Here is a 25,934-nt window from a genome sequence, read left to right on the forward strand (position 1 = left end):
TGCAAGCAAGCTTACTTCACAGACATGTTGAAGGAAGGAGGAAGCGAACTTTCCTCTGATGCCCATAATTTATTTGGACGTTTACCCATGATCAGTTCCAATTTTCCACCTTTCATTAAATCCTCATGGGAAAACCATGATTTATTCCAGATCTGTCCATTTAGCTTTGCCGATTGTATATATTTATTTTCAGGCGCATAATTTAAACATGCCACTTCGAATTTCTTACCATTTCCAATATCCAGTTTTACATTAGCAAATGTTGGGCTACCGATAACATACATTGGTAAGCCTGGGGTTATTGGATAAAAACCCATTTGAGAAAAAACGACAAATGAGGTTAACCCGCCTCCATCTTCATCACCCGGAATGCCCATTAAATCGTTTCGGAACCATTGAGCAAGTAAACTGCGCACGCGTTTCTGGGTGCGCCAAGGTTGACCTGCATAGTTGTATAGGTAAGGGATATGCATGGCAGGCTCATTGCCCATTGAAAACTGACCAACATTGCCAGTATGGTCTGGCAATTGGGAATAAAAATCAAACCTACTTTTTCCAAGCGGGGTGTTATACATTTTCTCCAGCTCATCAACAAAAGCCTGTTTTCCGCCGATCATCTCTACTAAATCACCTAAATTATGCAAGACATCCCAGCGGTAAAGCCAGCCATTGTTTTCATCATACGTCTCCCTTGCACCCAATCCACCCGAAAACCGGTAGTCCAGCGGCTGGATAAATTTGCCATCAATATCTTTTGGATGAAAGAATTTGGTTTCCTGATTAAAGACAGTATGGTAGCTTTTGCTCTTCTCTAAAAAATCTTTAGCCTCATCTGTTTTGCCCAGTTGCTGCGCTATGTTCCCTAAGCACCACTCATCGTAAACGGTGCCCAAAGTAACCGCAATAGGCTGGCGCTTTTCAAAACCATGAACCTCTGGCGCAGTTTCTTTTTCACCTGGAGGCAATGCTGGGAAATACCCTTTGTCTTTAAAAAACTGATCTAGTACGCCAGCTTTTTTTGCCGACCAAGGCGACAGCGTTTTTTCGGTAATTCCTGCCTTACAGTATTGATAGGCCTCCTCAAGGTTAAAACTTCGAAGGCCCTTATTATAAGCATCAATTATGGTTGCCACGCCATGATTGCTATTCATTCTGCGACTATCGCCAGTAACTTCTGGGAAAGTTGGCATCCAGTGGTCGTCCATTTGCTGAGCCATACGCAAATATGAGTTAATCATATTGCCTTCCATTTTTGGCTCAATGATTACCCGCAGTGGGTGGGTTGCCCTATAAGTATCCCAGATCCAGTCATCGGTAAAGAAGGGCGTCCCGTTATCATTGTGAATTTTTCCATCGAAGGCGCTAAAATATTGACCATCTTCAGATAAACTGATCATGCGCTCGTATGTGCGGTAAAGTGAGGTGTAAAAGATGGTTTTAGCTGTTTCATCTGTTCCCTCCACAGCAATTTTTCCAAGGGTTTGATTCCATATATTTTTACCGTTTTGAGCAACTTTATTAAGCTCATAATCTTTTATTTCCCTATCAAGGTTTCGTTTTGCCTGCTCTACACTAATAAACGATATGCCGTAATGGGCTTTGATTTGCTTGGTATTATCTGGATATTTTAATATCAGGTAAGCATTCTGACCGGAAGCGGATTGTTCCTTTGAGTCGATTTGATCATCCTTTTGCTTGCCGGCAGAAGTGGGGGATAAATCTGTTTGGAAATAAATATAAACTTTGGTGTTGTTGCTCAATTTCTGAAAGCCACTTACTACATTTTCTTTGACCGACAGTTCCCCGTTTCTGGTATTTAGAACTAGGTAGGCTGGTGCTGATTTAGAAAAATTAATGGCGTAAATTCCCGATTGGTGTGAAGGAGCAAACTGGACATTAATGCCATAGTCATCTAGGTCTACCTCATAATAGTAAGGCTTGATAATTTCATTATCGTAACCATAAGCCAACACCGGCTTAATGTTTTTCAAATCGCCCTGAAATGGACTCAAGTTGAATGCTGAACTTCCCCTGTGGCTGGTGATGACTAGCGGTAAACCGTGAATAGTGTTTGCCGTGAAGTTATCTCTTTCTGGATAAACCCTTAGCAGACTGTTAGGCAAATGGACAGTAGGATAGGTGGGAACAAGTAGGTGGCTGATGTTACCAATATAGGGGTTAACATAATCTACCGGCTGTTTTTTTACTTGAGCGTTCACTATACTTGTAAAAAATGTGAACCAGACGCAGCTTAATAAAGCGCAAAAGTATTTTTTCATATTTAATTTTTCATAGAACCCCATAAACTTAACGCGTTTTGAATCCGGCATTTTCAACCTTATCAAATAATAAATATATTTAGCTGTGAGGTTTTTGATTAGGAAAGCAAGTTAGTAAAACGATTTATTAAATTTATTATGAATCTTATCATTTTTGGTGTTTTCTTATTATATAGAGGTTTTTGCTCATTTTTTCTTTAGCAAACTTCGATCTGATATCCAGGAATCTTTTAATGTTTTTTCTTTTAGAATAAGATTGATTTGGTATTTTGCAGGCCCAATTAGATAAGGATATGGCTTCAGGTTTTTTTGCAATTTTAGACGATATAGGTGCTTTAATGGATGACATTGCGGTGAGCGCAAAAGTCGCTGCAAAAAAAACAGCAGGTATATTGGGTGATGACCTTGCCGTTAATGCGGAAAAATCGACTGGTTTCCTATCTTCTAGGGAACTTCCTGTACTTTGGGCAATAACCAAAGGATCATTAATCAATAAGCTGATTATTGTTCCAATAGCGCTATTGCTAAATGTGTTTTTTCCTGTGGCCATCAAAGTAATTTTGGTGCTAGGAGGGATATACCTGGCTTACGAAGGCGTCGAAAAGATTGTAGAGTACCTTTTTCATCGCTCTGCAGATACGCATGGGGAAGCTGCTGAGGTTTTAGAAGAAGACGAAAATGCAGAGAAGACAAAAGTGCGATCCGCCATCACCACAGATTTTATTCTCTCCATCGAGATTGTAATTATCGCCCTTGGTAGCGTGCTGGAAGAAAGCCTCACCTTACAGATCGTAACCGTTTCAATTATAGCGCTTTTAGCTACAATAGGGGTTTATGGGATTGTAGCCATTATTGTTAGGATGGACGATGCAGGTTACCGGTTGATCAAACGTTCAAATGGAAAAGGAGCACTTTCATTCTTTGGCAAACTGCTGGTTTCTTCGCTTCCTATAGTGATAAAAGTTTTAAGTGTAGTGGGCACAATTGCCCTAATCCTTGTTTCGGGGGGATTTTCGTGCACAATATTGAGTTCATGCATCATCTTTTACCAGGCGTCCCTTCAATAATAAAGGAATTTGGTGCTGGTTTAATTGCGGGACTGTTGGCTGTGGCGCTTGCAATGGCAACTAAAAAAATCGTAAAGCTTTTTAAGCGTAAAGCTTAATTTCAAAAAACAGATCACTGCTTTGAAAGGAGGGATTCATTTTGTTTTCCTGAATTTCTGAGGGTAACTATAATTTCTTTTCCGCCGCATTCTGGCTTTAATTTACCATTATAGAATCATTAAACACATCTTAGTTTTAAGGTAATTTAAGGCTAGAGTAATTATCAAGCCATGTAAACCTCGAAGGCTTCCATTTTTAGCAAGTGGATTTCCTCCAGATAATCCTGCCTATATTGTTTCAATATTGCCTAGTCAATCCCACTGGCTTTTCTTTCGATCTGTATTTAACTACAGTATCCAAAACTTCATTCAAATTAGTAAGAATCTGCTTGGCCTCTTTTCCCATCTTTTTTTAACTGAAATCAATTTTTAACTCTTTTATTCTTATTGATAATTATCAAAACTATTGATTTTTTGTATTATTTATAATGCATTTAGTTTTATTTTTGATCATATGAAAAATGCAGTTTCGATATTCTGTCTTGCCTTACTATCGCTCTTTGGACTCGAAACCAGGGCGCAAGGCACTTATTCGGGCTGTTTGGTGTCATCCCAAGAACGGGTTTACACTTACGATGGTGGCGGAAGTGTATATGATCCTGGTTCTTTCATAGATCTTTCACCGAATTATTGTTCCTGGACCCCAACTTCTGGAACCGTTTGTAATATTTGCAATGGTTCGCTCAATGGGGGCGGTAATTGTCCTGGACACAACTACCAGGCGCAGGGAGTTGAAGGATTCTTTACAATGCTTGCTTGCCCAATAGACGATTATCTTCTTCCTTTAATTTTGACTTTAGCAGGATTAGGCGGCTTTTTTGTGAGGAAAAGGACGCTTTTATCTGTTTAAATAACCCTTCTTTTTTCTTTTGTCGTAATTTAAACGATGCTAGTTTTATTCTCCTAACGTATAGAAGTGATTGGCGGTACTTTTTATTGCTCTGTTCAATTTTAAATTGCAATTGACGCTCATAAATGTGCTGAGTAGAATTATGAATCGCTTTGACAGGGGAAACAAATCGACCGGTGGTTTGAAAATAAGTAATTTGATAACGCAACTTCAAAATTGTAAAACAGTAGCCTATTGTTTCGATTTTGCTTTACTGACTACTATAGCATGCTGATTAAAAAAAAAACAAAAGAGTTAAAAGCATCTGCTCCGTGCCAAGAAAATATTGCCAATGCCGAAGCTGAGAGGCAATTTCAAAATAAATCGTTAGCAATGTATATCGTAATGGTGAAAGAAAAATAATTAGATGTCGAAACTTTGTTATGCACGCCGGTGAAACGTTTCGTTTCTCTGCTGGACAAGGTCTTTGACATTGGGGAACGAAGCATTATCCTGTTAACATGGGAAATTTTGCGAAGCCTTGATCTTTCAGGGTGAAAGCGCATTGGCAGACTTCTAAGGTCCAGTTTGTAGAAACTGAGGTGAGTAGTTCCGAAAAAATAATTCAGTTTTGAATACAAAAATGGGCAGGCGCGCTAATGGCGTTTCTGCCCATTTTTTTTGCCCTCACTTTGTCTATAGTTAGAGGCACTTTTTTCATTAACCTTTTTGATCATTATAGTTTGATAATTGGACTGCATTGATCATTCAACATCGCTCAGTCTTAGAATTGCGAATCATCTGGGCCTTTTGGCTAGCTAATAAACCGCGTTATGGAAGAAAATAGATACGATCTTAACAAGATTAGGGAAGAAACCGATCTTGTAACCCTGCTTTCAAAACTAGGCTATCAGCCGCTCAAGCAGTCTGCAGGAGAACTTTTTTATCTTTCTATGCTCCGCGATAGTGATACTATGCCTTCTTTCTGCGTGAACGAAAAGCTAGGTATCTGGTATGATCATGGCCTGGCTAAAGGAGGCAATGTAATTGATTTTGCCTTGAGCTTTTGGCCTGCCCTCACTTTCCGGGAATCGATAGGGAAATTACTCGAAGCCTACGGAAACCTTGACGCTGTACCACTTAAAGCTAAGCCGGCCCAAATCGAAATACCTTTAAAACATCCTTCTTATTTAATTAGGGAGGTAAGAGAATTGGGAGGGAACCCTGCGATCAGTGATTACCTCGCACAAAGAGGAATTTCAGCAGTTGCAGTTGGATTTATTAAAGAGGTTTATTACAGCATTAAAAAGGACAATGGGAATAGAAAAGAATTATTTTCTGCTGGCTGGCAGAATGATCTTGGGGATGGGAGGTAAGAAACAAACTGTTTAAAGGGTGTCTTGGTAAAAAATCAATGAGCTTTATTTCCGGAGATCCGGATAAGCTTGCTGTATTTGAAGGAATGATGGATTTTTTAAGTTGGAGAATTGAGCACCGTGAAAACAGTGCAAGTGCCCTGATTTTAAATTCAGTTTCCTTTTTAAAGCCTGCAATACAAAAAGCCAGCGAATTCGCTCAGGTTGAAATATTTTTTGATCACGATCCTTCAGGAAGAAAATCAAGCGAGGAATTTTTAAATAAGCTCAGCTATAGTAAAGATTGTTCTGTGATTTACCAAGGTTATAATGATTATAATGAAATGATTCAGCATCGGCTGAATGAGGCAGTAAAAACGGATACAGATCAGAATATAAATCTATATAGAAAAACTGCACGGTAATTAGAAAGAAAAGTATCTAACTACAACCAAAAGCTATCTTAACCAACACGTTTTCTCAAGCAATCAGTGGCTGATTTCTAAGCTCACCTCAACTCACAAAATTCTATTACGCTAAACTTTATCATTTATGACTAGAGCAAAAATATCCGGTCGCCGTGGAAATCCGGTGCGATGTTATTTAAGTGATCATGAATATTCCAGGCTCATTGCCTTTGTAACCCCAATAGGCATTTCCATTTCAGAACTCATCAGGCAGGAACTCATCTATGGTTCGACGCTCGATGTTAACCCCTCTACTTTGCTTCAGGTATTCACCCAAATCGGAGCAGATTTATCCCGGATCCATAGTCAGCTGCAAAAAATAAGTGAAGAGCTAGCCATAGTGCCAATGGATGAGATAAAAGAAGAGCAGCGCTTTCGGGTAAAATTAATCGCCCAGGAATCTGATGCAGTAGCAGAGTGCCTTACCAAAGCAATTAGGATGATGATAATTAGAATGGATAGAAAAAGAAATAGCTTATGAATACAGTAATAGTGCGGCTATTTACCAAGTCTAATGGGTTTCCAGCGGTGAGCTATAATATGGACAAAGTAAATGCCAGTGCAGCCGAGCTGCTTAGCGTGAGAAACATGGATCTATTGAAAGCCTATTCCTTTATCCGCTCTATTGACATTGAACATTATTTTGGTGCAATTGCCTCACTAAACACCAGAAGCCATTTTGACCAGTTTCATGCGGTACTGTCTACTAAAGGAGTGCAGATGGATAAACAGGTATTTTTAGATATTGCCCATAAGTGGATGGAAGCGATGGGGTATAAAAGGCAGCCTTATTTGATTTTTCTGCATACGGATACCCCTAACCGGCATATTCATATTGTATCCACCGATGTAAGGTTAGACGGAAGTAAGATCTCTGATTCTTTTGACCGAATACGCGCAGTGACCGAGCTAAACCGGATCTGTGGGGTGGATGAGGCTAAGTCTTTCCAGGAAGATATTTCTCGGCTGATCAAATACCGCTGCAGCAGTACCGCTCAACTCGAAATCTTATTTAAACAAAAAGGGTACCGCTTCTTTAGCCATAAAGACAACTTTTTAGTGCGTAAATATGGGAAAACCTTAATCAGAATTCCAAGTGACGCGTTACTGAACAGCCTGTCAGCCGCTAAAGCAGATTTTAAAAGAATAGGGGAGATCAAATCATTTATTTCCAGCGCCATGTTTATCCATAATAGAAAGCCCGAACCGATTTATCAGCTGGGCCCTGGTAGGGCGTGGCGGAAAATTATTGCCTACCGCTCAGATCTTGCTGATTTTTTGCATTCAGCTGCCAATTTGGAAGTCGTTTATCTTTTTTCAAGAAGAACAGTTACCGGTTTTATGCTTATTGACCACCATACCGCTCAGCTTTTCGCTGGCGAGGAGCTTACCGATCTTCATTATTTCATGGGTAGCTTAAAGCAGCAGTCACCTGCATTAACGCCTAGTCATCAGCACTAGGCCCAAACCAATTTTTCCTTAATTTTTCACCTACTAATTCTTTGACTTATGGTTATCGCATTTGGCAATATCAAGCCAGGTACGGGTAAAAGCACCTTACTTTTACTCTTAGCCAATTACCTCGCCAGCAAGGGAAAAAAGAAAATTTATCTGGTAGATATGCAAACTGAGGGAGCATTGGGGCTGCTTTTTGAAAAGTCACGCATCTTAGAGCACCAGCTGCCTTTCGAATATTTTCATTGTGATCTAGAGCGTTTTGCGCTTTTGTTTGCAAGACTTGGATCTGAAAAGGATGCTTACATTTTAATTGAACTTCCTTCCAGTATGCATGATGAACGGATTTTGAGGGTTTTTTCTAAGCTTCAAATTCTGATCTGCCCGTTTTGTTACGACAGCCCAACACTAAATTCCACCGTTTACTTTGCCAGCCTTGCACGCAGGATTAAACCACACCTTGAAATACTTTTCCTGCCTAACCGCATTATCAGCTCAGCCACATATGAATTTAAGCAGGAAATCGATGAGCTATTGCGCCAGATTTCTCCACTATGCCCAGGCATCAGTGAGCATATCGGTTTTCAACGGATCAGCTCGCTGCAATTACAGCCGGCACTGATTGATCGCTACTGCGCTACCCTGGATTTGATTTACTCGCTTTATCTGACTAAAAAAGAATAACAATTTATTAAACCTAAATTTTTTATCATGACCAATTGGACCCCATTTATTTATGGCCTTGGAGCAGTTTACCTCCTTTACTATCTAACCAATCTTGCTTTTGATCTCTTAAAGACCAAGGCGGTGGATCACACCGGTGGCGGCTCACTTACTATCTCGCTTGCCGATTTAGAAGAGCCTATTGATGCCTCCGCTTACAACTTAGTGTCCACCAAGGATGAATCCCAGCCCTCAGCGCTACTAAGTTCTGGAACAATTAACAGCTCCGGCGGAGTACCTTTTGGCGAATTAATAGAGCTAGCTGCTAAAGATGCCATCCTTTTCACCCGGCAGATACCCACTTAAGTTTTAGCGCTATGTACTGCACTAAAACTTTATTCTTTTTGCAGGTAAGAATCGCCGCTCGGCCAATCTTGCTGGCTTTACAAGATCCCCCTGGTATCAAAGAATTTTACCAGGCCAGTTCTTCCATGCATGGCTATTATTACAGTTTTTCTGATCTCAGTCTTGTACTAGGTGCGATCGTTGGCATGCTGGGCGGGCTCCGGGTGTATCTTAACTGGCAATCTGGCCGCCATCACATCGATGCCCAGGTGATGGGCTGGTTTTTTTCCAGCCTTTTCCTTTTACTCTGCTCGGTATTCCTGCGCGGGCTATTTGGCCTATAACTCATTCAACAAACTTTAAACTTTAAAATCATGAACATGCAAAAAACAAAAAGATTCTTCCTCTGTGCTACCGGCCTGCTTTGCTCTACTTCACTCTTCGCCCAAGGCGGAGGTACTACAGGGATTAATGCCGCAACTTCTTCGCTGACCAGTTACGTTGACCCCGTTGGTAATTTGATCCTGGGGATTGGCGCAGTCGTGGGGCTTATTGGTGGGGTAATGGTGTATATCAAGTGGAATTCGGGTGACCGCGATATCAATAAGGAAGTGATGAGCTGGGGAGGCTCCTGCCTTTTTCTGGTACTGGTTTCGGTGGTCATCAAAGCATTTTTTGGCGTATGAATGCAGCAAAAACTTTTCCAGTTTACAAGGGGCTCCAGAAGCCCTTAACTTATAAAGGCCTTAAAGGGAAGTTCATTGCCTGGGGGCAGTGGCGCTAGTGGGAGGGCTAGTGCTGGGCGGGATAAGTGGGGCTTTTATCAACATGTACCTGGGATCTGTAGTTGCCCTTAGTAGCACGGGTGGGATGCTTTACTACATCCTTTCCCATCAAAAAAAAGGATTGCACAGTAAATCCCGGCACAATGGCATTTTCATTCAATCACTAAACATAAAAATTCGTTATGAAAACAAAGCAAACCTTTGAGCTTCCTTACTGCGGCATTGCTCCGTCAGCAGGAATCGACCTGCTTTATGGTGAACGTGGGGATTTTTCAGTAATTATTAAAATGACCAACCCCGTGCTCCAGTATTCAGCCGAAGGGGCGGCCTATCTCGCTTTTCACCTCTTATTGATCAATATGATCAAGATCTTGGGAGAGGGACATGTCATCCAGAAACAGGATATATTTTCTTCGCTTCGCTACCAGGCGGAAAAGAGCGATGAATTTTTGCAGCAAAGTTACAACGATCATTTCAGTGGCAGATCATACACGAAAATTACCACCTATCTGACCCTTACCCGGCTCATTAAAAAAAGAAGCTTTTATGTCTATGATGCTAGAGCCATAGCTGATTTTACCTCCAAAGTGACCAAGGTGATTGATCTTCTACATCAAAATGGCCTTGATCCTGTGCTGCTTAAAGAAAAAGAAATCAATGGGCTGATTAAGCGAATACTGGCCATGGATTTTTCTTCCCCACAGATTGTCCTTAACAACCTTAAAGCCAAAGAAGATGGTCTTGAAATTAGTGAAAAGCATATCAAAAGTATTTCGCTAATTGATATTGATGCAATAGATCTCCCGATGAGCCTTGGCACTTTCAAAGAGAAAAGCGATGGAAAGGCTTTCAATGATTTTCCTTTAGATAACCTTTACTTTTTACATCAATTGCCCAGCTACGACTGCTTAATTTATAATCAGCTACTAGAAATTCCCCATCAAGGATTAACCCTGAACAAGCTTTCACTCAAGCGTAAACGCCATGCAGGGATTCCCGATCCCGCAAACCAGATGTGCGTAGAGGATATCGATAAACTGCTCATAGAGGTGGCAAGGGAAAACCAACTGCTGGTCAATGCCCATTACAATATGCTGTTATGTGCTAAAGAAGCTGATCTTGCTAAAGCGGTCAACTTTATTGAATCTTCTCTTTTCTCCAGCGGAATTATTCCTTCTAGAAATGCCTATAACCAGTTGGAACTCTACCGATCCATTCTTCCTGGAAACAGCGTATCACTGAAAAGCTATGATTGGTATCTGTTAAGCTGCCAGGCGGCGGTATGTCTGATGTTTAAAGAAAGACTTCCAGAAAGCGAAAAGAGTGATTTTTTGATCCACTTTACCGATAGGCAAGGCATTCCTGTAGGGATAGACCCGGCGGATATGCCCATGAGAAGTGGAAGGATTTCTAACCGCTCGAAATTCGTACTTGGTGGATCGGGATCTGGAAAATCTTTTTTCATGAACGCGCTCATCCAGCAGTATATGGGCTACAATATGGACGTGGTCATTGTGGATACTGGGCACTCCTATAGCGGCCTGTGTGCATACTTCAATGGCAGGTATCTTACTTACAGTGAAGAGCATCCCATCACCATGAACCCTTTCGCTATTTCTAAACTTGAGTATAATATTGAAAAGAAAGACTTTTTAAAAACTTTGATCTGCCTGCTTTTACGCGGGGCGAATGGAGAAGTATCCCAGGTGGAGGATACGGTGATCTCCGGGGTAATCTCTGCCTACTACACCCACCATTTCTCCCTGGAGCATCCAGCGCCTTTGGATTTTGATTCTTTTTACGGCTATTCACTGGAAAAGATTGCGCAGATCAAGAAGGAGGAAAGGATAAGCTTTGATTTGGATGAATACCGCTATGTGCTTAAAAAGTTCTGCTCTGATGGAGAATTCGGAACCCTGCTCAATCAGCAGGTAGATGATTCTTTGTTTTCTGAACCTTTCATCGTTTTCGAAATCGACGCTATCCGCGAACATAAAGTGCTCTTTCCCATTGTCACGCTAATCATCATGGATGTTTTTTTACAAAAGATGCGCCACCGTAGCCAGCAGAGAAAAGCATTGATTCTAGAAGAAGCCTGGAAGGCAATTGCCTCTCCACTAATGGCCTCGTACCTGGTTTACATGTATAAAACGGTGCGTAAATTTTGGGGTGAGGCAATTGTGGTTACTCAGGAACTGGGGGATATTATCGGCAATGCTATCGTAAAAGACAGCATCATTGCCAACTCAGATACCATATGCCTTTTAGATCAGGGCAAATTTAAAGAGAACTACACTCAGGTATCTGCTTTGCTTTCGCTAAACGCGGTTGAACAAAGAAAAATCTTTACCATCAACGCCCTGGATAATAAATGGGGGCGCGGTAGATTCAAAGAAGTATATATCAGAAGAGGGCTGGTAGGAGAAGTCTATGGAGTAGAAGTCTCGCTCAGACAGTATTTGACATTCTCAACTGAAAAGCCTGAAAAGCGAGCACTGGAATATTACGTCTCCCGCGAAGGATCCTTTCACCAAGGCCTTGAAACCTTCATTGCCGAGATGGAGTCTTGTGGCCTTTCTCTAGATGCTTTTGTGAAAAAAGTTAACCATTTACTTTAAAATTCAAGACTATGAAAACAATCTGTTTATTTCTGCTTTTGATGCAATTAGTTGCTTTTTCTGCGCCCGCTCAAATTTATGTTGACCCGGTAACTTCGGGCGCAGTGGCCGCTGGATCCTCAATGATGGATTCCCAACTAAAAAAGAGTAATAATGAGCTAACCTTAATCCAAAGGGCGCAGCTATCGGTTACCGCGCAGTTGGGAATTGCCAATGATTTGCAGCGAAATATCTACCGGGGTTTGAGTGAGGTATCCGCTGTGATGCGTTCGCTACTTTCAGTAAAAGATATCTATGAGATATCCCAGGACATTATTCAGGATGCCAATAAAGCTATCGTGATTGCTAAAAATAATCCCCAGCTGTTGTTATTTGCCCAAAGTGGCGCCCAGGAATTTAAAACGCGGGCAACGAACCTCGCCACTGAGGTTAGTGGTTTTGTGCTGCGAGGGGGAAAGGAATCCTTAATGGACTCAGGCGAAAGGATTAAGCTACTCAATAGGATTGTTCTTGAGCTAAGCATCATCAGAGGCGTATCTTACGGGATTTACCGCTCGATGTATTGGGCAAAGCAGCGCGGTTTTTTTGCTTCCATCAATCCCTATAGTGGGTTTGTCAATATCGATAAGCGCATTGCCGATGATATTCTTTTCAAAGCCAAAATGCTAAAGCGATGAAAAATATCCTGCTTTTATTGCTGCTGCTATCCTCTAGTGCTAGTCTGCAGGCTCAGATTAATATCGCCCTATTGCATCAGCTGGTCGCTGAAAGTAAATCCGAACATCAGCGGCAAAGCGAGCTCCGGGATAAACATGGTGCAGCGTTTGTAACCGAATCGCGCAATAAAGCTGAAATGGGGGATTTAAAAGATAGCTACCGGCAGATTTCCTCCCGCTTTTCCCTCGCTGGTCCGCTGCTGAGTACCCTTCAAATCAGCCTTGAAGCTGCTCCTTTAATTTCTGAAGTTTACCGTCACGAGTCTGAGCTGATTTCGCTCTGTGAGCATGATCCAATGCTGATTCCCTTGGGCCTTGCTGCACAGGCTGACCTTGCACAGCGCTCAGGCTTGTTGCTTAAATTTCTGTATGGTCTGGCCTTAAGCTATACGGAGCTTTCCCATATGAGCCCTTCGGACAGGAAACTTCTTTTTGCTCATGGAATCGCCCAACTGAGATCAATCAGCGGTACTTTAAAAGGATTGTGCCAAGTAATGCGTGCATCAGCGCAGGCTAAAAAGATTAAAAAAAATCCCTTTTCTGATTTCACTGTCCGCGACCGTGCCCTGGTTGAGCGAATTCTCCAATCAGCAAGGCACTTAAAGAATTGAAAAATGAAACTGATCCTTTTATTATTTGCCTTGAGCTGCAGCACGCGTGTTTTAGCCCAGCGGATCGTTTTTGATCGCCGGCACTTTGCGATCGTAAATGAAAATAATGCAGTAAGGCTTTCCGCTGAACTTAGCCATCAATCTGACCTCAGGGAAATAACATCCCACTTGAAGGATATTCAACTCAACCTAACTGGGGTAATACTTACCGAACAGCTCATATATGCTTCCTTGACCCAGGTCGAAAACGGACTAAAGAGTGCCTATGCGCTTCGCCAAATTGGTGAGCTGAGTTTAGAAATTATCACTGAAAGCAAAGAGGTGCTCGATGCTGCACGCTCCTCGCCGGCGCTATTACTCTTTGCCCAGACTAACTGCCAGCAGCTTGAAGGTCGGGGGGTAAAGCTTGTTCAGGAAGTATCTACAGTAGTGATGCGCGAGGGGGAAAACTTGCTCATGGATTACGCCAGCCGGGATGCGCTTTTAAAAAAGATATCCCTGGAGCTTAAAACCATCAGGGCACTACTGTATAGTGTAAAAAAATGCATGTACTGGGCTAAAGTAAACGGAATGCTGCAGACAGCAAATCCCTTCAAAAGTTTTATTAATACCGATAAGCGGATGGTAGAAAATCTGCTGCTAAACTATAAAACATTAAAAAGAAAATGACTAAACTTCTCTTATTTTTCCTGCTATGTGCAGGAGGCTTCCATGCCCGGGCGCAGCGGACCATTCATGATGAACACATTGAGCACCAACAGGAGCGTATGGTCTTTAAGTCCTGGGACAAGGATAAATTTACGCCAAAGCCAGGGTTTTTAGGTCTCAATCCACTCTACTGGGCTACTTGGGGACTGCATCCCAATTACCCTAAGACCGATCTGCGGCCACTTGGCCCTTTTGGTCCCCAAACCCAGCGGCTTTTACTCACCGCAGCTACCTCCAGAACCGATGAAGCTTATAGCCTGCATAGCGATACGTTAAAAAATACAGCTTTGTCCAAGTCTTCTATTTATTCCGGGCTGCTTTCGGATTTAGATCCCCTATGGCTGCTATATTACCAAAAGGAATTCTCTTCACTGATCCACCCTGGGGCAGATCCTTTAGATGGGGCAGGGGAAAAGGAGAAAAAATACCTGATTTCAAGTGGGCTTTACCAGTGGTATCTCTCTGAAATGGATGGCATTGCTGAAAGGTTGGAGCTTACCCGAAAAACAACCCTACAGCGTGGCGAACGCCTACTGTCTTATCAGCGCCTACTGGGTGAATATCAAAAGCTCCAGTCTACATGGCTTGAAAAAAAGCGCCTGGCAGGGAAATATATTTCGCTTTCAGAGGTGAAAAAACCTGCCAAGGCTAGCAAAAACCTTTCGAAATGGGACAAGATTGATATCGCAATAGCTGATAGAATACTAAAAGAGGCAGCATTAAAGGTGGGAGGTAAGCTATGAACAGTTTGTTAATATCAACCGGCACTGCCGGTTTTTTTGTGCAATCACCCTCCCCTGAGGTTCCTGATTCTTTTAAAGAAACATTTAATTTTTTACAGGGAAATGGGGTATACGAGGAGGGGACAATGCATTTTTTAAAACAGATGAAATCTGCCATCTGGGCCAGTAATGATGCTTTTATAGCTGATGCCCAGGCTTTGTGCGCAATTTTTATGCTCATTTTTTTTGCCATCAAATCTTATGAGATGATCTCGGGGATAAAAAGCTGGAAATTATGCCGCTGCTGAGGCCTTTTGGCCTTTCGATGGTCATTCTCTGGTGGCCGGTATTTACCAAAGTTGTGGCCTTTCCCGCTGAAATTGTTGAAAATAAAACTTCAGCACTTTTTGATACTACTCAAGGAGATATCAATGCGCTACGTATGCAACGCGCCAAGCTTATGGTAGAGGTGGCTGATGAGCTCTTTAAAATCCAGGCAGAAACGGAAGTTGCCAAAAAGGAAGCGGACAGTTGGTATGAGCATGCATGGGAATCGGTGCAAAGCTCGGTGAAAGAGGGCTTTTCCAAACTCTGGAACCCGGTGGTGGAAATGCGTAACCGGCTGCAGATCGGCCTGCAGTTATTGGCAACTTCGCTACTGGAATCCCTTGCGATTTGGATTTTACGCATCAGTGTATATATCATCTTTATCGTGCAAATTATTTTCTCCACGATCCTGATCATCCTTGGCCCTTTTTCGGTGGCAATGAGTATTTTACCTGCATTTCGCGATTCGTTCTCGGCCTGGATCGCCAGGTTTATTTCGGTAAACCTGTATTCAGGTATCGGCTTTTTGGTGATGTACATTTCCTCGCTTTTTCAGCACTATGCCCTGGAGGCAGAAATCAGCCGTTATCAGGAACTGCTGGAAGGATCTGGGGAGAGCATAGAAAAGCTAACCTGGTTTGCTTCCAACGGGATACTTTCTTTTGGCATGGTCATTATCACCTTCATTATCGGTGCGCTCACCATGTTTACTGTACCAAGTATTTCTACCTGGATCGTATCCACCTCAGGAGTAAGTTCAGCGACCAGCGCGATGAGCTCCGGGGCATCCAAGATGCAAAGCGTGGCTACTAGCGTAATGGGAGGATAGTTATGCTGATTAAAAATATAGAATCTAAAATCCGCCTGGCCAGCTACCTGTCTGTTTTGAGTTTCATACTCTGTTTTTGCGTGAGCACAGTAGTTTGTTTTTTTGCATATCGGCAGGTGAGTGATGCCAGGAAAAGCATCTATTTGCTCGATAGTGGGAATATTCCCTTGCTTGCAAAAAGGACAGATCTACAGGCCAACCGCGCAGCGGAGTATCGGGCTCATATTGCGCGCTTCCATAGTCTTTTCTTTTCACTAAGCCCGGATGAAAAATATATCGAAAGCCAGATGCGGCAAGCCATGTACTTAATTGATGAAAGCGGGGTTCAGCAATACAATAACTTAAAGGAACGCAACTTTTTTTCATCGGTACTTTCTTCTTCTGCTGTACTTACTATTCAGGCTGATTCGATTTTTCTGGATGAAAAAAATAAGTATTTCCGCTACTACGCGACCCAGAGGATTGACCGCAGGAGTTCAGTAATTACCCGCTCTCTCATTACCGAAGGGCATTTGAGTGATCTGGCAGCACGTTCAGAAAATAACCCACATGCCGTGCTGATTACCCGGTGGAAGACCCTTGAAAACAAGGACCTTTCCAATGCTCAAAAAAATCCACTTTAAATATAATAAGATGAAAAATACCCTCTCTCTTCGCCGCCTTCAAGGCGGGATTTTAGCTCTGACCCAGGCAGCTGCATCGAGGTTCAAACAGCTGCTTATCCAGTATCCCCAGCGAAGCCTGGTGCTAATGTGCATAGTGCTATTTACTTCCTTCGTCCTTTGCTTCACCTTGCTCAGGCAGCCCAAAAATTCCTCACCATTTGCCAGCTCAAAGGCGCAAAAACCAATGGGAGAGGTGGGCGGCGCAGTAAGGGCAGCCACAGCACTATCGCAGGTGCTTTTGCTGCAAAGTGAGCTCAATGAGCGTTTATCTGCTAAACACCTCAGCGCCCAAGACAGCGTGCAAATAGGGCAAATGATCTTTAGAATTAAAACACTTCAAACCCATATCCTATCCCATGAAAAAGATAAACCTTAAAGGCCCCCGCTATATTTTGCCACTAATCTGTTTACCCTTTATTTTGATTTTATTTGGTCTTTATACCAGCAGTTCATCTACGGCCAAAGATCAGCGTGATACTGCTGAAAGCTCCTTAAAAAGCGAAATCGCTGAAGTCTCCACGGAGGTTCAAAGCCAAAAGCTCCAGGATAAGCTCCAGGCCTTTCAGGATAAATATACCAAAGGGGATGGCTATAGCGCGGTAGAAAATTTAGCCGACGAAGATCCACTAAAAGCTGCCAGCAGCTCAGTTTATTCAGAAGTTGAAAAGCGCATGCTCGATTCCATAGAGCTTTCTATCCGCTCAAGGTACTCTAATGGCAAAAATAGTTTTCCAGAGAAGCTGGCGATGCCCAGAAGTAATTTTAGCGGGGCAAATGTATCCAGTAGATCGCCTCTCGCGCAAGACCGGGCGCTTAGCGAGGCCTTAGCTGCCATGCAAACCCAAAGAAAACCTTTAAGCGCCAAGCAGCCTGTATCAAATGATCCTGTGGAGATTTTCAGAGCGCAGATGGCCATCATCGATAGCATGGGTAAAGTAAATGAACGAGTAGGGAAACCCGTAGAAGGAAAGGGGCAGGGTTTAGAAAAACTTCCCGCTGCCCGAGACATTCAAAATGCTTTGAGGGTGAGTAAGAACAGCCCTGAAAAAGCGAATGATTTTAACACCATTACTGCCCTGGTAGAACAAGGCGTGAATATCCCAGCTGTAATCGATGAGCAGGTTACCGGATTTTCTGGTTCCAGAATCCGTATGCGCTTACTCTGCGATATATGGGCAGGAAAATTCCTGATCAAAAAGGGAAGCTACCTATATGGCTTGATTTCTTCTTTTTCTGCCCAACGCGTACAGGTAACAGTCAGCTCTGCGCTCATCAAGGGAGAGATCCTGCCCATCCATCTAGAGGTTTATGACAGGGATGGACAGCGCGGCATTTATGTGCCTTTTTCTGTTTTCAGGGAATTTACCAAAGAACTGGCAGGCTCCTCTATTCAAGAAGTTTCTATCGATGAATCAGGAGAAAAAAATAAGCAGCTGCTGAGTTTACTTGGAAGGGTATTTCAATCTTCAAGTGGCGCAGCGAGCCGTCTGATCCGCCAAAATAAGGCGCGGATCAACTACGCTTCCATAATTTACCTCATTGACCCCAATCAGCTTCAGTCCAGACAAAAGAACTTTAAAGAAAAAGAAAAATGAAAAAAATATCTTGCTTACTCGCGCTTTTACTAGCCAATTTTTACCTATTTGCGCAAGGCCCTGGCTTCCGGTCTCTTTCCGCTATTCCTACTGTCGAGATTTCAGCTGGGACAGGCCTTCATTTCCGCTCACCTGAAGCTATCCGGTATGTGGATTTATCGACCAAGCTTCTGAGCGGCGATTTACCCATAAAGAATTTGCTTAATGTTAAAATTAGCTCAGACTCGGTAAAAAGGAACTTACCGCTAAACCGTGAATTAGGAGTGGTCACCATTGTTGCAGAAACCTTTATGGCGCAATACCGCCTGTTTCTTTCACCTAATGTTTCATCCGATAGATCGGCCGTGGATATAGAAATTCTTCCAAGCGAGATGGTTCCGCTAGATCCATCCCACCAAGATCTTTCAACACCGGAAATTAAGTCCCATGCGATGGCTGTTTTAGCAAAAAGGGGCGGCCGTCCGCTGGCTAATGCAACCATGCTAGGCATCTCCGCACAGCTAAACCAGGTATACTCTGTTGGTGAGCTTATCTTTTTAGATATCAGTTTTAAAAACGAGACCTTAATGGAATATGATATTGATGAGCTAAAGTTTAGTGTTGAAGACAAAAAAGTCCATAAGGCCACAAATCTACAGTCCATAGAAATTTCCCCTGTATTTTCTCTTTATTCTTCTGAGCGCTTTAAAAAGAATTTCCGGAACATTTATGTCATTAAAAAGGTGAGTTTTTCAAGCGAAAAGTTGCTCAAAGTATCAATGAGCGAAAAGCAGTTGTCAAAGCGAACCTTGAGTTTAAATATTTCCTATGGTGATTTGCTCAATGCAGATACCTTTTAAACTACCCTTATGGAAGAAAGCAAAGAACAGCAGGCACTGCACCGTTTTTTGCAGTCCTGCATTTATTTATCACTGTGTTTAGATATTTTAATCTTTATTTACTGCGCTAAAAGCCCCTTGCCGGATTTTCTTCCGAGCTACTGGATGATGCGGCCCTTAAGATCGCTTTCCAAAATCATAATCTATAGCGATCCATTATATTCCAGGGGATTTATTTTGCTGCAGATTATGTTAGTTTCGATTGGTACCCTGGCTAAAAAGGAAAAAGATCTTAATGCAAAAAGGACAATTGTCTATCCACTTTCAGCAGGACTCATCCTATTTTTCTGCAGCCTTTATTTTTATCATAAGGCAGGAAAAGAGATCTTGCTGCTTTTGAGCTGGAATGAGCTTGCTTATTGTTTTTGCCTGCTCATGGGAACTATCCTGATTCATATTTCTATGGATAATATCTCAAAAATCATTAGTGCAAGACTTGGAAAGGACCGTTGGAATATCGAAGAGGAATCTTTTATGCAGGCTACAAAAGCCAAAACAGGACCGTACAGGATTTGTATCCCCATGCTATTTTATTACCGCAAAAAAGTTCATTCCGGTTTTATTAATCTGGAGAATATTTTCCGGGGTACGCTGCTCATCGGGACGCCCGGATCGGGAAAGAGTTTCAGCATCGTTATGCCTGTTATTCGTCAGCTGCTAGAGAAAGACTTTTGCCTAGCGCTATATGATTTTAAGTTTTGTGATCTCGCTCAGATCGCCTATCATCATTTTCTTTTGGCAAAAAAGCAAGGAAGGATGCCCCTTCACAATTTTCACGTTCTGAATCTAAACCAGCTTGAAAACTCCAGGCGAATTAATGTATTAAGACCAGATTATATCCTCACGCTCGCAGATGCCTCAGAAACTGCAGAAGCGCTCGTAGAGGCACTAAAAAAGGGTGATAAATCCACAGGGAGCGATCAATTTTTTACCCAGAGCGCCGTTAATTTTCTCTCTGCCTGTATTTATTTTTTCTCCAGGTATGAAAATGGCCGCTACTCTACGCTTCCGCATATTCTCTCCTTTTTAAATTGTTCATACGATCAGATTTTTGCTGCGCTGGTGAGTAATCCAGAACTCAGCTCACTGCTATCGCCTTTCATGAGCGCATACCGGGCAAAAGCCTTTGATCAACTCGAAGGTCAGATTGGAACGCTAAAGATTTTCATTTCAAGGCTAGCTACTAAGGAAACTTTCTGGGTGTTTTCCGGGGATGATTTTTGTTTGAAAATTAGCGATCCTTCCTCTCCCTCAACACTCGTTTTGGCCAACGACCCTAATACACAAAATATCAATTCTGCTTGCTATTCAGTGGTATTGAACCGATTAATCCGGCTTATCAATTCTAAGGGAAACCTGCCAAGTGCGCTTTTGCTTGATGAGTTGCCCACAATATATGTCCACCGGATCGAAAATCTGATCGCAACGGCCAGGAGCAATAAAGTTGCGGTATTAATGGGGCTTCAGGAGCTTCCCCAATTTCAGCAGCAATACGGCAAGGAAGTAGCATCGACAATCTGCGCTGTGGTAGGAAATGTGCTTTCCGGTTCTGCGCGAAATAAAGAAACGCTGGACTGGTTAGAAAAGCTCTTTGGTAAAGTAAAACAGATGAGCGAGAGCCTTTCTATTGATCGCAGCAAAACTTCAATCTCTTTAAGTGAAAAACTGGAACACCTCATCCCATCGGGGAAAATCGCTTCACTAAAGGCAGGAGAGCTTGTGGGCATGCTCGCTGCTGATACAGATGAAAGCTACAATGGAAGTTTTTCGCCTTCGGTGATTAATTGTAAGGCGAATCTGGATCTGAAGGAAATTGAGAAAGAAGAATCCTTATACCCTAAAATGCCCGTATACTATGACTTTAAAGGTAAAAAGGAACAAATCCTCAGCGAGAATTTTCAGCGCATCAACGCTGAAGTAACTGAGCTGATATCCCGCTTTCCTACTGGTTAGACCTTACTCCAGTCTTGCTAAACCTAGTTAAAACTTCAAATCTAAACTTTATGGAAAAATATTCAGGAATGCTCGCGCTGGTTAGTGACCAGTCGCAGGATGGAAAAATGAAATTAGGGGTTATTGGAGGCCTTAACCCCGCAGGTACTCTGGTTAATTTAAGTTTTGCTGACCTATCGGTTTCCAGTCTCCCCAGTGATCTTGTGTTAGTGCTAAAAGATAAAAATGCGCTTTACGGGCAGCTTTTATCTTCCTCAAGGGAGCTTGAAATGCAGGATTTTAAAGTGTTGTTGAGGGTGAACATGCTTCAGGAAAAAAATAGCATGAGCTCAATCCTGCAGGCTATGGAACTTCTTAAAACCAGTCCCAGCGCAGCCCAGTTTGCAACAGTTAGTCTCTCGAGTCAACTTGGCCTTAGCCCTCAAGTTTTGAAAACTGAAACGCAAGCAATAGAAAGGAGGGGGCGATGAAACTTTTTTTATTAACCAGTCTATTATCGCTAGCAGTAATTCCGCCGGCTTCACTTTTTTCTCAAGTTGTGTTGCCGCTTTCTCCAATGCTCATCACCAGTCCTTATGGCTTTAGAAATCATCCAATAACAAAGGTTAACGATTTTCATAGTGGGGTTGATCTAGCAGCAAACCATTCCATTATTTATGCAGTGCTTGCCGGCAAAGTGATAAGTTGTGGCGATCACCTTATACTCGGAAGGTTTGTTAGGGTTACTCACGGAGAAATTCAAAGCGTATATGGACACCTTTCAGTTATCTTTCCGAGGCAAGGGGACTGGGTAAAAGCTGGTGATCCAATCGGGATTTCAGGGAATAGTGGTCGAAGTACCGCAGAGCACCTTCATTTTAGCGTGCTATATCAAAATCGGCCCATTCATCCGCTGAAATTTCTGCTTCAGCTTCAAAATGATGAGAAAGGAGGAGGTGATGGATAAAACCCCTTTATACCTTCAGGTTGCCCACAGGCTTATTGAAGAGTTAAAAAAAGGAACCGCTCCCTGGCAAAAGCCATGGAATGTTCAAGGAATCCCAGCCATTTCCATGCCCTACAATCAGCAGACCGGACAGCGCTATAAAGGCATAAACGCAATCAATCTACTTTTGAGCGGGTTTGAAGATCCGCGTTGGCTCACTTTTAAGCAGGCCGAGTCGTCAGGGTTTAAAGTTAACCATAAAGCGCACGGCAGTCTGATTCAGTTCATTAAAACCCATCAGCAAAAAAGCTTGCTTGATGAAAGGGGAAACCGGATTTACGATGAGCTTGGTAATGCCCTTTACGAACAGGAATTACTCAGGGTACCCATCATCAGTAATGCCTGGGTTTTTAATGCAGAACAGATGAGCGGGCTTCCGGCCCTGGCTCCTAATGCTAAAGAGATAAAATGGGATCCGGTAAAAAGAGCTGAATCGCTAATTGCCGCTAGCGGAGCTAAAGTGGAGCATAAGTTTATCGACCGGGCTTATTATCATCCCCTTTATGATATCATCACTATGCCCGACCGATCGCAGTTTGATTTGTCCTCAGGATACTATGCCACTTTGCTGCATGAACTCGCACACTGGACAGGGCATCCAGATAGGCTAAACAGGACAGAGCTAATGAGCAGTGGCAAGGAAGCTTATGCTAAGGAAGAGCTGAGGGCTGAGATCGCATCGATGCTGATAGGGGATGAGTTTCGTATCGGACATGATCCATCGCAGCATACTGCTTACATTGAAAGCTGGGTATCAATACTCGAAGATACCCCTTTTGAAATCTTTAGTGCTGCTGCAGATGCTGAAAAGATATTCTCATTTCTTAGCTCTTTTGAGCAGAAAAGGGAAATATCCCTCCAAAACCAAGCAGGAGCAGAAAAGCTGTTAACAGGTAGTGCGCAAAGAGTAGTGAAATATTTGTCCACGGGGGATGAGATCAGCTATAATGGTCAAATCTATAAGATTCAAGGGCATTTAAAGCAAGGTAGGCTCAAAGTCGAGCAGCAGCCTTCGGGAATTATATTCACCCTCTCAAAAAGCGATCAGCTTTATCACTCATTAAGCGAAATCAAAAGCTCACTATTGCAGACAGCTAAAAAACAGGATTCCTCCCAACAGACAACTTCTGAAAATCACAACATTAAAAGATAACCTATGAAAACTCTATTTCAACAAAGTCAACTGCCTTTAGAGCAGTTAAGTAAGCTTGGGATCTATCACCATGACCAGCTTTTGCTTAATCCAGAAGAAATCGGTGCACTTTTATCCGGACGACGGACTCAGCTTATTAGTCTTCATCACCTAAAAGGAGAAAAATTTGATATCGAGCGGCTGGATGCGCGCCTTTCCCTTCACCAGGATAAGCATAATGGGGTGGAACTCTTAATCCACCCCATATACCATGCTCCAAGAAAACATCCCCTGCTAACTGAGCTTGAAATGCACGGGCTTATCCAGGGCCAGAAAGACTTTATCGCCAAGAGTATTCAAATCGAAGAAGGCATCTCGGCTATGTACAATATCGAATATGATCCAGTTACTAACGATTTCATCGGCTACAGTGTTCCTGAGGTGCAAGCACCAGATCTGGTAAACGGGATAATGCTCGATGCAGAGCAAAAGGAAGCATTTAAAAAAGGTATGCTGATTGAACTTCGTGATGGAACTAGATTTCAGCACCGTGTTACCCAGCCTAAGGGACTACTTGCAGATCGCAAGGAATTAATACTCTCTGTGCTCGTGGATGGTGGAATTTCCTATTTGTTAATTAAAGATATTCAGCCGTTAAATAGTACTTCTCAACAGCTGGATCATCATACTCCGGCTTTTACTAAGGCGTTTGCTGATATGCAGGGGACATCGTTAAGTGCTATTGAGGAACGCAATTTGCCACAAAGAGCTTTCATCGAGCCTCCAGCTTATAGCGGCATAGCTAGATAATGGACAATAATTAATCATCAATCTTAAAACTTACCACAATGAATGACAATAATTTGCAATACCTACAAAAAATGCTTGATCACCTTGGCTTTGGAACCCGCCTTAACTCAGTATTAGAAAGCGCCATATACAAAAAGCCAGAGGCCTTCACTATCGGCCTTAATCAGAAATATATACCTGCTGAATTCCGGTCTGACCCTTCTAAAGGGATTGATATGATGCATTTCGATCTTCAGTTTAATAAATCAAGGGAAACTGACGCCTACTTTTTAAACGGGTTTGAAGCGAGCCTTAAACGCTACAATACTGATCAATCTGTGTCGAAGATCTTTGATATAGAAAAACATCACCGGATGACGGCGCTCCAGTCGTATAAACTCTTATGCGGATTGTCTTTACAAAAGGATATTTTCTTGCGTGATCTTACCCATAGTAGCGAAGATACCTTGGAGCGTATCCCTGTTTGGTTTTCGCTGGATTTACAGGTGACTAATGAACGTGGCAACCATCCTTTGAATAGGTTTTATCCTGGCTACGGCTTTGACCTTGAAGCAACAGTAGACCGCTATAATTTTAAGGGACTAGAAGACAAGCAGAAACGGGAGTCGGTTATCAGGGCATTAAAATATGGTAATTTAATTGAGCTGCCATTAGAACTTGAAGGGAAAACGCAGCCTGTATATCTCTGTGCAAATCCTGAAATGAAAACCTTAAATGTATATTCTAAAGAAATGCAGCCTATAAAGGCTGAACAGATATTTCCCCCACTACTGCTAGTGTTGTACAAATTGCTGCACCGGATGTGAGCGCTAGTGTTCAAAAAGCCGAGTCTATCAATGAGGAAACTAAATCGCCAAAAATTGGCCGCTAATAAGCAATAAAGACTTTGTATTTAGTTTAGCTCAGCTGTGCGGGATATACTCCCTGGCGCAGTATATTTTCGTCTTTCACTCATCCACTCCTTTATTTTTGGGAAAATGAAAAGAATTGCAAAGGCAAGTACCGACATCACCAATTGGAGCACAAGGTTTATTTTGGTTACCGGACTTGCGTCTACCTCACCCATTACAACCCATAATCGATAAATACTCCTTAAAATAATGAGCACCAAAAGGTATTTGCTCCATTCAAACCGGCGTTTGATGAGGATAAAAAGCACATACCGCATTATTAAAATAGCGATGAGCACCACAAATTCTTGCGTGCTCTCATAATCGTAGAAAAATAGATTGATTATCCCGATTAAAAAAGTAATTAAAATAAGGTTGGAAGACAGTGAGTATTTGTTCTTCCAGAGTTTAAGATTAACCAACTTATAAATATTTATGCTATAGACTAAGCAAATGTCTTGATAATTTTTAACAAGCACCAATTTTTTATTTAATAGAATGGTAAATATTTTGACAATTATCAATGTAAATGAAAAACGAGATCTGATTATGATCTCGTTCTTTAAAATTTTGCTAAAAAAGTGCTTTGCTAGCTTACTTTTTAATATCGCGTTCTTTAATTTTTATTGCCGGATTACCCTGATAAATGGCATAAGCGGATAAATCCTTTGTAGCCACGCTACCCATTGTTAAAACAGCATGGCTGTGCAGCGTTACCCCCGGACAAACTTTAGCTGCGGCTCCAATCCAGGTGCCTTCCGCTAAAATGATAGGCGCTACCATCAAGTCAAAATTTGTACTGCTATAGTTATGGTTACCGGTAATAAGCACAGCCCGCTGTGATATGCAGCAGTTTTTGCCTATAATAACCCGGTCTAAATTTTCAATATAACAATCGGCAAGCCAGCTATAATCGCCAATTTCAAGTTTCCAAGGATATTTAATATGAATACCCGGTTTAATGCGTACTTCTTTGCCTATTTTAGCACCAAAAAGCCGCAACAAGACCACAAGTATTGAACTAACAGGTATAATGTGGCTTTTAAAAAACAAAATATCCGTAAAATACCACAACAATTGCTTTAAGGTATTTGCACCTACCTTAAAATCGCCGGTATCGAAATTTTTGTGAAGCTGGGTTTTTAGCAAAAT

The 25,934-nt window shown here is 42.2% G+C and carries 30 protein-coding genes; 27 read left to right on the forward strand and 3 right to left on the reverse strand.

Annotation, left to right across the window (positions count from 1 at the left end):
• Nucleotides 1-11 precede the first annotated feature (11 nt).
• Complete coding sequence (locus G7074_RS15970; protein WP_240916323.1) at nucleotides 12-2,303, reverse strand: GH92 family glycosyl hydrolase; 2,292 nt, start codon at nucleotides 2,301-2,303, stop codon at nucleotides 12-14.
• A gap of 269 nt (nucleotides 2,304-2,572) precedes the next feature.
• Here G7074_RS15970 and G7074_RS15975 point away from each other — a divergent pair, with 269 nt between their 5' ends.
• The 27 genes from G7074_RS15975 (at nucleotide 2,573) to G7074_RS16100 (ending at nucleotide 24,698) form a co-directional block, all read left to right on the forward strand.
• Nucleotides 2,573-3,346 (forward strand): DUF808 domain-containing protein, encoded by a 774-nt coding sequence (locus G7074_RS15975; protein WP_240916324.1) that lies wholly within the window; start codon nucleotides 2,573-2,575, stop codon nucleotides 3,344-3,346.
• A 552-nt stretch (nucleotides 3,347-3,898) separates the two neighbouring features.
• Nucleotides 3,899-4,294, forward strand: a complete 396-nt coding sequence (locus tag G7074_RS15980) for a hypothetical protein (protein WP_166209753.1) — start codon at nucleotides 3,899-3,901, stop codon at nucleotides 4,292-4,294.
• 267 nt (nucleotides 4,295-4,561) lie between these two features.
• The gene (locus tag G7074_RS27630) at nucleotides 4,562-4,696 is read left to right on the forward strand and encodes a hypothetical protein (protein WP_255456738.1); all 135 of its coding nucleotides are present in this window, start codon (nucleotides 4,562-4,564) and stop codon (nucleotides 4,694-4,696) included.
• A 410-nt stretch (nucleotides 4,697-5,106) separates the two neighbouring features.
• Nucleotides 5,107-5,649, forward strand: coding sequence for a hypothetical protein (locus G7074_RS15985; protein WP_166209756.1), 543 nt, complete (start codon nucleotides 5,107-5,109; stop codon nucleotides 5,647-5,649).
• Between the two features lie 38 nt (nucleotides 5,650-5,687).
• Nucleotides 5,688-6,053, forward strand: coding sequence for a toprim domain-containing protein (locus G7074_RS15990; protein ID WP_166209759.1), 366 nt, complete (start codon nucleotides 5,688-5,690; stop codon nucleotides 6,051-6,053).
• 127 nt (nucleotides 6,054-6,180) lie between these two features.
• On the forward strand, nucleotides 6,181-6,576 hold the full coding sequence (locus tag G7074_RS15995) for a hypothetical protein (protein WP_166209762.1): 396 nt from the start codon (nucleotides 6,181-6,183) through the stop codon (nucleotides 6,574-6,576).
• Nucleotides 6,573-7,556 carry a relaxase/mobilization nuclease domain-containing protein gene (locus G7074_RS16000; protein ID WP_166209765.1) on the forward strand — a complete coding sequence of 328 codons (984 nt, stop codon included), beginning with the start codon at nucleotides 6,573-6,575 and terminating at the stop codon, nucleotides 7,554-7,556. The genes G7074_RS15995 and G7074_RS16000 overlap by 4 nt, the downstream gene beginning before the upstream one ends.
• A gap of 48 nt (nucleotides 7,557-7,604) precedes the next feature.
• Complete coding sequence (locus G7074_RS16005; RefSeq protein WP_166209768.1) at nucleotides 7,605-8,234, forward strand: hypothetical protein; 630 nt, start codon at nucleotides 7,605-7,607, stop codon at nucleotides 8,232-8,234.
• Nucleotides 8,235-8,261: 27 nt separating this feature from the next.
• The gene (locus G7074_RS16010) at nucleotides 8,262-8,579 is read left to right on the forward strand and encodes a hypothetical protein (RefSeq protein WP_166209771.1); all 318 of its coding nucleotides are present in this window, start codon (nucleotides 8,262-8,264) and stop codon (nucleotides 8,577-8,579) included.
• A 38-nt stretch (nucleotides 8,580-8,617) separates the two neighbouring features.
• A complete protein-coding gene (locus G7074_RS16015; RefSeq protein ID WP_240916325.1) occupies nucleotides 8,618-8,902 on the forward strand; it encodes a DUF4134 family protein in 285 nt (94 codons plus the stop codon).
• Between the two features lie 30 nt (nucleotides 8,903-8,932).
• On the forward strand, nucleotides 8,933-9,244 hold the full coding sequence (locus tag G7074_RS16020) for a DUF4134 domain-containing protein (protein ID WP_166209776.1): 312 nt from the start codon (nucleotides 8,933-8,935) through the stop codon (nucleotides 9,242-9,244).
• Nucleotides 9,245-9,525: 281 nt separating this feature from the next.
• Nucleotides 9,526-11,961 (forward strand): TraG family conjugative transposon ATPase, encoded by a 2,436-nt coding sequence (locus G7074_RS16025; RefSeq protein ID WP_166209779.1) that lies wholly within the window; start codon nucleotides 9,526-9,528, stop codon nucleotides 11,959-11,961.
• Between the two features lie 11 nt (nucleotides 11,962-11,972).
• Entirely contained in the window at nucleotides 11,973-12,638 is a 666-nt protein-coding gene (locus G7074_RS16030; protein ID WP_166209782.1) for a hypothetical protein, read from the forward strand.
• A complete protein-coding gene (locus G7074_RS16035; RefSeq protein WP_166209785.1) occupies nucleotides 12,635-13,288 on the forward strand; it encodes a hypothetical protein in 654 nt (217 codons plus the stop codon). The genes G7074_RS16030 and G7074_RS16035 overlap by 4 nt, the downstream gene beginning before the upstream one ends.
• Before the next feature lie 3 nt (nucleotides 13,289-13,291).
• Nucleotides 13,292-13,957, forward strand: coding sequence for a hypothetical protein (locus tag G7074_RS16040; protein ID WP_166209788.1), 666 nt, complete (start codon nucleotides 13,292-13,294; stop codon nucleotides 13,955-13,957).
• Nucleotides 13,954-14,739, forward strand: coding sequence for a hypothetical protein (locus G7074_RS16045; protein WP_166209791.1), 786 nt, complete (start codon nucleotides 13,954-13,956; stop codon nucleotides 14,737-14,739). The genes G7074_RS16040 and G7074_RS16045 overlap by 4 nt, the downstream gene beginning before the upstream one ends.
• 274 nt (nucleotides 14,740-15,013) lie before the next feature.
• A complete protein-coding gene (locus G7074_RS16050; RefSeq protein ID WP_240916326.1) occupies nucleotides 15,014-15,874 on the forward strand; it encodes a plasmid transfer protein in 861 nt (286 codons plus the stop codon).
• Between the two features lie 2 nt (nucleotides 15,875-15,876).
• The gene (gene traK / locus G7074_RS16055) at nucleotides 15,877-16,497 is read left to right on the forward strand and encodes a conjugative transposon protein TraK (protein WP_205944080.1); all 621 of its coding nucleotides are present in this window, start codon (nucleotides 15,877-15,879) and stop codon (nucleotides 16,495-16,497) included.
• 10 nt (nucleotides 16,498-16,507) lie between these two features.
• A complete protein-coding gene (locus tag G7074_RS16060; protein WP_166209794.1) occupies nucleotides 16,508-16,915 on the forward strand; it encodes a hypothetical protein in 408 nt (135 codons plus the stop codon).
• Complete coding sequence (gene traM / locus G7074_RS16065; protein ID WP_166209797.1) at nucleotides 16,896-18,134, forward strand: conjugative transposon protein TraM; 1,239 nt, start codon at nucleotides 16,896-16,898, stop codon at nucleotides 18,132-18,134. Before G7074_RS16060 ends, traM begins: the two co-directional genes overlap by 20 nt.
• Nucleotides 18,131-18,973 carry a DUF4138 domain-containing protein gene (locus G7074_RS16070; protein WP_166209800.1) on the forward strand — a complete coding sequence of 281 codons (843 nt, stop codon included), beginning with the start codon at nucleotides 18,131-18,133 and terminating at the stop codon, nucleotides 18,971-18,973. Before traM ends, G7074_RS16070 begins: the two co-directional genes overlap by 4 nt.
• Nucleotides 18,974-18,982: 9 nt before the next feature.
• A complete protein-coding gene (locus G7074_RS16075; protein WP_166209803.1) occupies nucleotides 18,983-20,965 on the forward strand; it encodes a type IV secretory system conjugative DNA transfer family protein in 1,983 nt (660 codons plus the stop codon).
• Between the two features lie 50 nt (nucleotides 20,966-21,015).
• Nucleotides 21,016-21,435: a hypothetical protein gene (locus tag G7074_RS16080; protein ID WP_166209806.1), complete on the forward strand. Its 420-nt coding sequence runs from the start codon at nucleotides 21,016-21,018 to the stop codon at nucleotides 21,433-21,435.
• Nucleotides 21,432-21,911, forward strand: coding sequence for a M23 family metallopeptidase (locus tag G7074_RS16085; RefSeq protein ID WP_166209809.1), 480 nt, complete (start codon nucleotides 21,432-21,434; stop codon nucleotides 21,909-21,911). Before G7074_RS16080 ends, G7074_RS16085 begins: the two co-directional genes overlap by 4 nt.
• The gene (locus G7074_RS16090; RefSeq protein ID WP_240916327.1) at nucleotides 21,883-23,103 is read left to right on the forward strand and encodes an ArdC family protein; all 1,221 of its coding nucleotides are present in this window, start codon (nucleotides 21,883-21,885) and stop codon (nucleotides 23,101-23,103) included. The genes G7074_RS16085 and G7074_RS16090 overlap by 29 nt, the downstream gene beginning before the upstream one ends.
• 3 nt (nucleotides 23,104-23,106) lie before the next feature.
• Nucleotides 23,107-23,892: a DUF4099 domain-containing protein gene (locus tag G7074_RS16095; protein ID WP_166209812.1), complete on the forward strand. Its 786-nt coding sequence runs from the start codon at nucleotides 23,107-23,109 to the stop codon at nucleotides 23,890-23,892.
• A 38-nt stretch (nucleotides 23,893-23,930) separates the two neighbouring features.
• Complete coding sequence (locus tag G7074_RS16100; RefSeq protein ID WP_166209815.1) at nucleotides 23,931-24,698, forward strand: hypothetical protein; 768 nt, start codon at nucleotides 23,931-23,933, stop codon at nucleotides 24,696-24,698.
• Nucleotides 24,699-24,784: 86 nt separating this feature from the next.
• On the opposite strand, the gene G7074_RS16105 is transcribed toward G7074_RS16100, so the two are convergent.
• Complete coding sequence (locus G7074_RS16105; protein WP_166209818.1) at nucleotides 24,785-25,204, reverse strand: hypothetical protein; 420 nt, start codon at nucleotides 25,202-25,204, stop codon at nucleotides 24,785-24,787.
• Nucleotides 25,205-25,376: 172 nt separating this feature from the next.
• A complete protein-coding gene (locus G7074_RS16110) occupies nucleotides 25,377-25,931 on the reverse strand; it encodes a WcaF family extracellular polysaccharide biosynthesis acetyltransferase (RefSeq protein ID WP_166209821.1) in 555 nt (184 codons plus the stop codon).
• Between the last annotated feature and the right edge of the window lie 3 nt (nucleotides 25,932-25,934).

This window comes from Pedobacter sp. HDW13 (assembly GCF_011303555.1).
Classification (GTDB): Bacteria; Bacteroidota; Bacteroidia; order Sphingobacteriales; family Sphingobacteriaceae; genus Pedobacter.

What these genes read in the sequence shown, in the direction of transcription:
- G7074_RS15970 (WP_240916323.1), bottom strand. Translation starts at nt 2,303, where the DNA reads ATGGGGTTCTATGAAAAATTAAATATGAAAAAATACTTTTGCGCTTTA.
- G7074_RS15975 (WP_240916324.1), top strand. Translation starts at nt 2,573, where the DNA reads ATGGCTTCAGGTTTTTTTGCAATTTTAGACGATATAGGTGCTTTAATG.
- G7074_RS15980 (WP_166209753.1), top strand. Translation starts at nt 3,899, where the DNA reads ATGAAAAATGCAGTTTCGATATTCTGTCTTGCCTTACTATCGCTCTTT.
- G7074_RS27630 (WP_255456738.1), top strand. Translation starts at nt 4,562, where the DNA reads ATGCTGATTAAAAAAAAAACAAAAGAGTTAAAAGCATCTGCTCCGTGC.
- G7074_RS15985 (WP_166209756.1), top strand. Translation starts at nt 5,107, where the DNA reads ATGGAAGAAAATAGATACGATCTTAACAAGATTAGGGAAGAAACCGAT.
- G7074_RS15990 (WP_166209759.1), top strand. Translation starts at nt 5,688, where the DNA reads ATGAGCTTTATTTCCGGAGATCCGGATAAGCTTGCTGTATTTGAAGGA.
- G7074_RS15995 (WP_166209762.1), top strand. Translation starts at nt 6,181, where the DNA reads ATGACTAGAGCAAAAATATCCGGTCGCCGTGGAAATCCGGTGCGATGT.
- G7074_RS16000 (WP_166209765.1), top strand. Translation starts at nt 6,573, where the DNA reads ATGAATACAGTAATAGTGCGGCTATTTACCAAGTCTAATGGGTTTCCA.
- G7074_RS16005 (WP_166209768.1), top strand. Translation starts at nt 7,605, where the DNA reads ATGGTTATCGCATTTGGCAATATCAAGCCAGGTACGGGTAAAAGCACC.
- G7074_RS16010 (WP_166209771.1), top strand. Translation starts at nt 8,262, where the DNA reads ATGACCAATTGGACCCCATTTATTTATGGCCTTGGAGCAGTTTACCTC.
- G7074_RS16020 (WP_166209776.1), top strand. Translation starts at nt 8,933, where the DNA reads ATGAACATGCAAAAAACAAAAAGATTCTTCCTCTGTGCTACCGGCCTG.
- G7074_RS16025 (WP_166209779.1), top strand. Translation starts at nt 9,526, where the DNA reads ATGAAAACAAAGCAAACCTTTGAGCTTCCTTACTGCGGCATTGCTCCG.
- G7074_RS16030 (WP_166209782.1), top strand. Translation starts at nt 11,973, where the DNA reads ATGAAAACAATCTGTTTATTTCTGCTTTTGATGCAATTAGTTGCTTTT.
- G7074_RS16035 (WP_166209785.1), top strand. Translation starts at nt 12,635, where the DNA reads ATGAAAAATATCCTGCTTTTATTGCTGCTGCTATCCTCTAGTGCTAGT.
- G7074_RS16040 (WP_166209788.1), top strand. Translation starts at nt 13,292, where the DNA reads ATGAAACTGATCCTTTTATTATTTGCCTTGAGCTGCAGCACGCGTGTT.
- G7074_RS16045 (WP_166209791.1), top strand. Translation starts at nt 13,954, where the DNA reads ATGACTAAACTTCTCTTATTTTTCCTGCTATGTGCAGGAGGCTTCCAT.
- G7074_RS16050 (WP_240916326.1), top strand. Translation starts at nt 15,014, where the DNA reads ATGCCGCTGCTGAGGCCTTTTGGCCTTTCGATGGTCATTCTCTGGTGG.
- traK (WP_205944080.1), top strand. Translation starts at nt 15,877, where the DNA reads ATGCTGATTAAAAATATAGAATCTAAAATCCGCCTGGCCAGCTACCTG.
- G7074_RS16060 (WP_166209794.1), top strand. Translation starts at nt 16,508, where the DNA reads ATGAAAAATACCCTCTCTCTTCGCCGCCTTCAAGGCGGGATTTTAGCT.
- traM (WP_166209797.1), top strand. Translation starts at nt 16,896, where the DNA reads ATGAAAAAGATAAACCTTAAAGGCCCCCGCTATATTTTGCCACTAATC.
- G7074_RS16070 (WP_166209800.1), top strand. Translation starts at nt 18,131, where the DNA reads ATGAAAAAAATATCTTGCTTACTCGCGCTTTTACTAGCCAATTTTTAC.
- G7074_RS16075 (WP_166209803.1), top strand. Translation starts at nt 18,983, where the DNA reads ATGGAAGAAAGCAAAGAACAGCAGGCACTGCACCGTTTTTTGCAGTCC.
- G7074_RS16080 (WP_166209806.1), top strand. Translation starts at nt 21,016, where the DNA reads ATGGAAAAATATTCAGGAATGCTCGCGCTGGTTAGTGACCAGTCGCAG.
- G7074_RS16085 (WP_166209809.1), top strand. Translation starts at nt 21,432, where the DNA reads ATGAAACTTTTTTTATTAACCAGTCTATTATCGCTAGCAGTAATTCCG.
- G7074_RS16090 (WP_240916327.1), top strand. Translation starts at nt 21,883, where the DNA reads ATGATGAGAAAGGAGGAGGTGATGGATAAAACCCCTTTATACCTTCAG.
- G7074_RS16095 (WP_166209812.1), top strand. Translation starts at nt 23,107, where the DNA reads ATGAAAACTCTATTTCAACAAAGTCAACTGCCTTTAGAGCAGTTAAGT.
- G7074_RS16100 (WP_166209815.1), top strand. Translation starts at nt 23,931, where the DNA reads ATGAATGACAATAATTTGCAATACCTACAAAAAATGCTTGATCACCTT.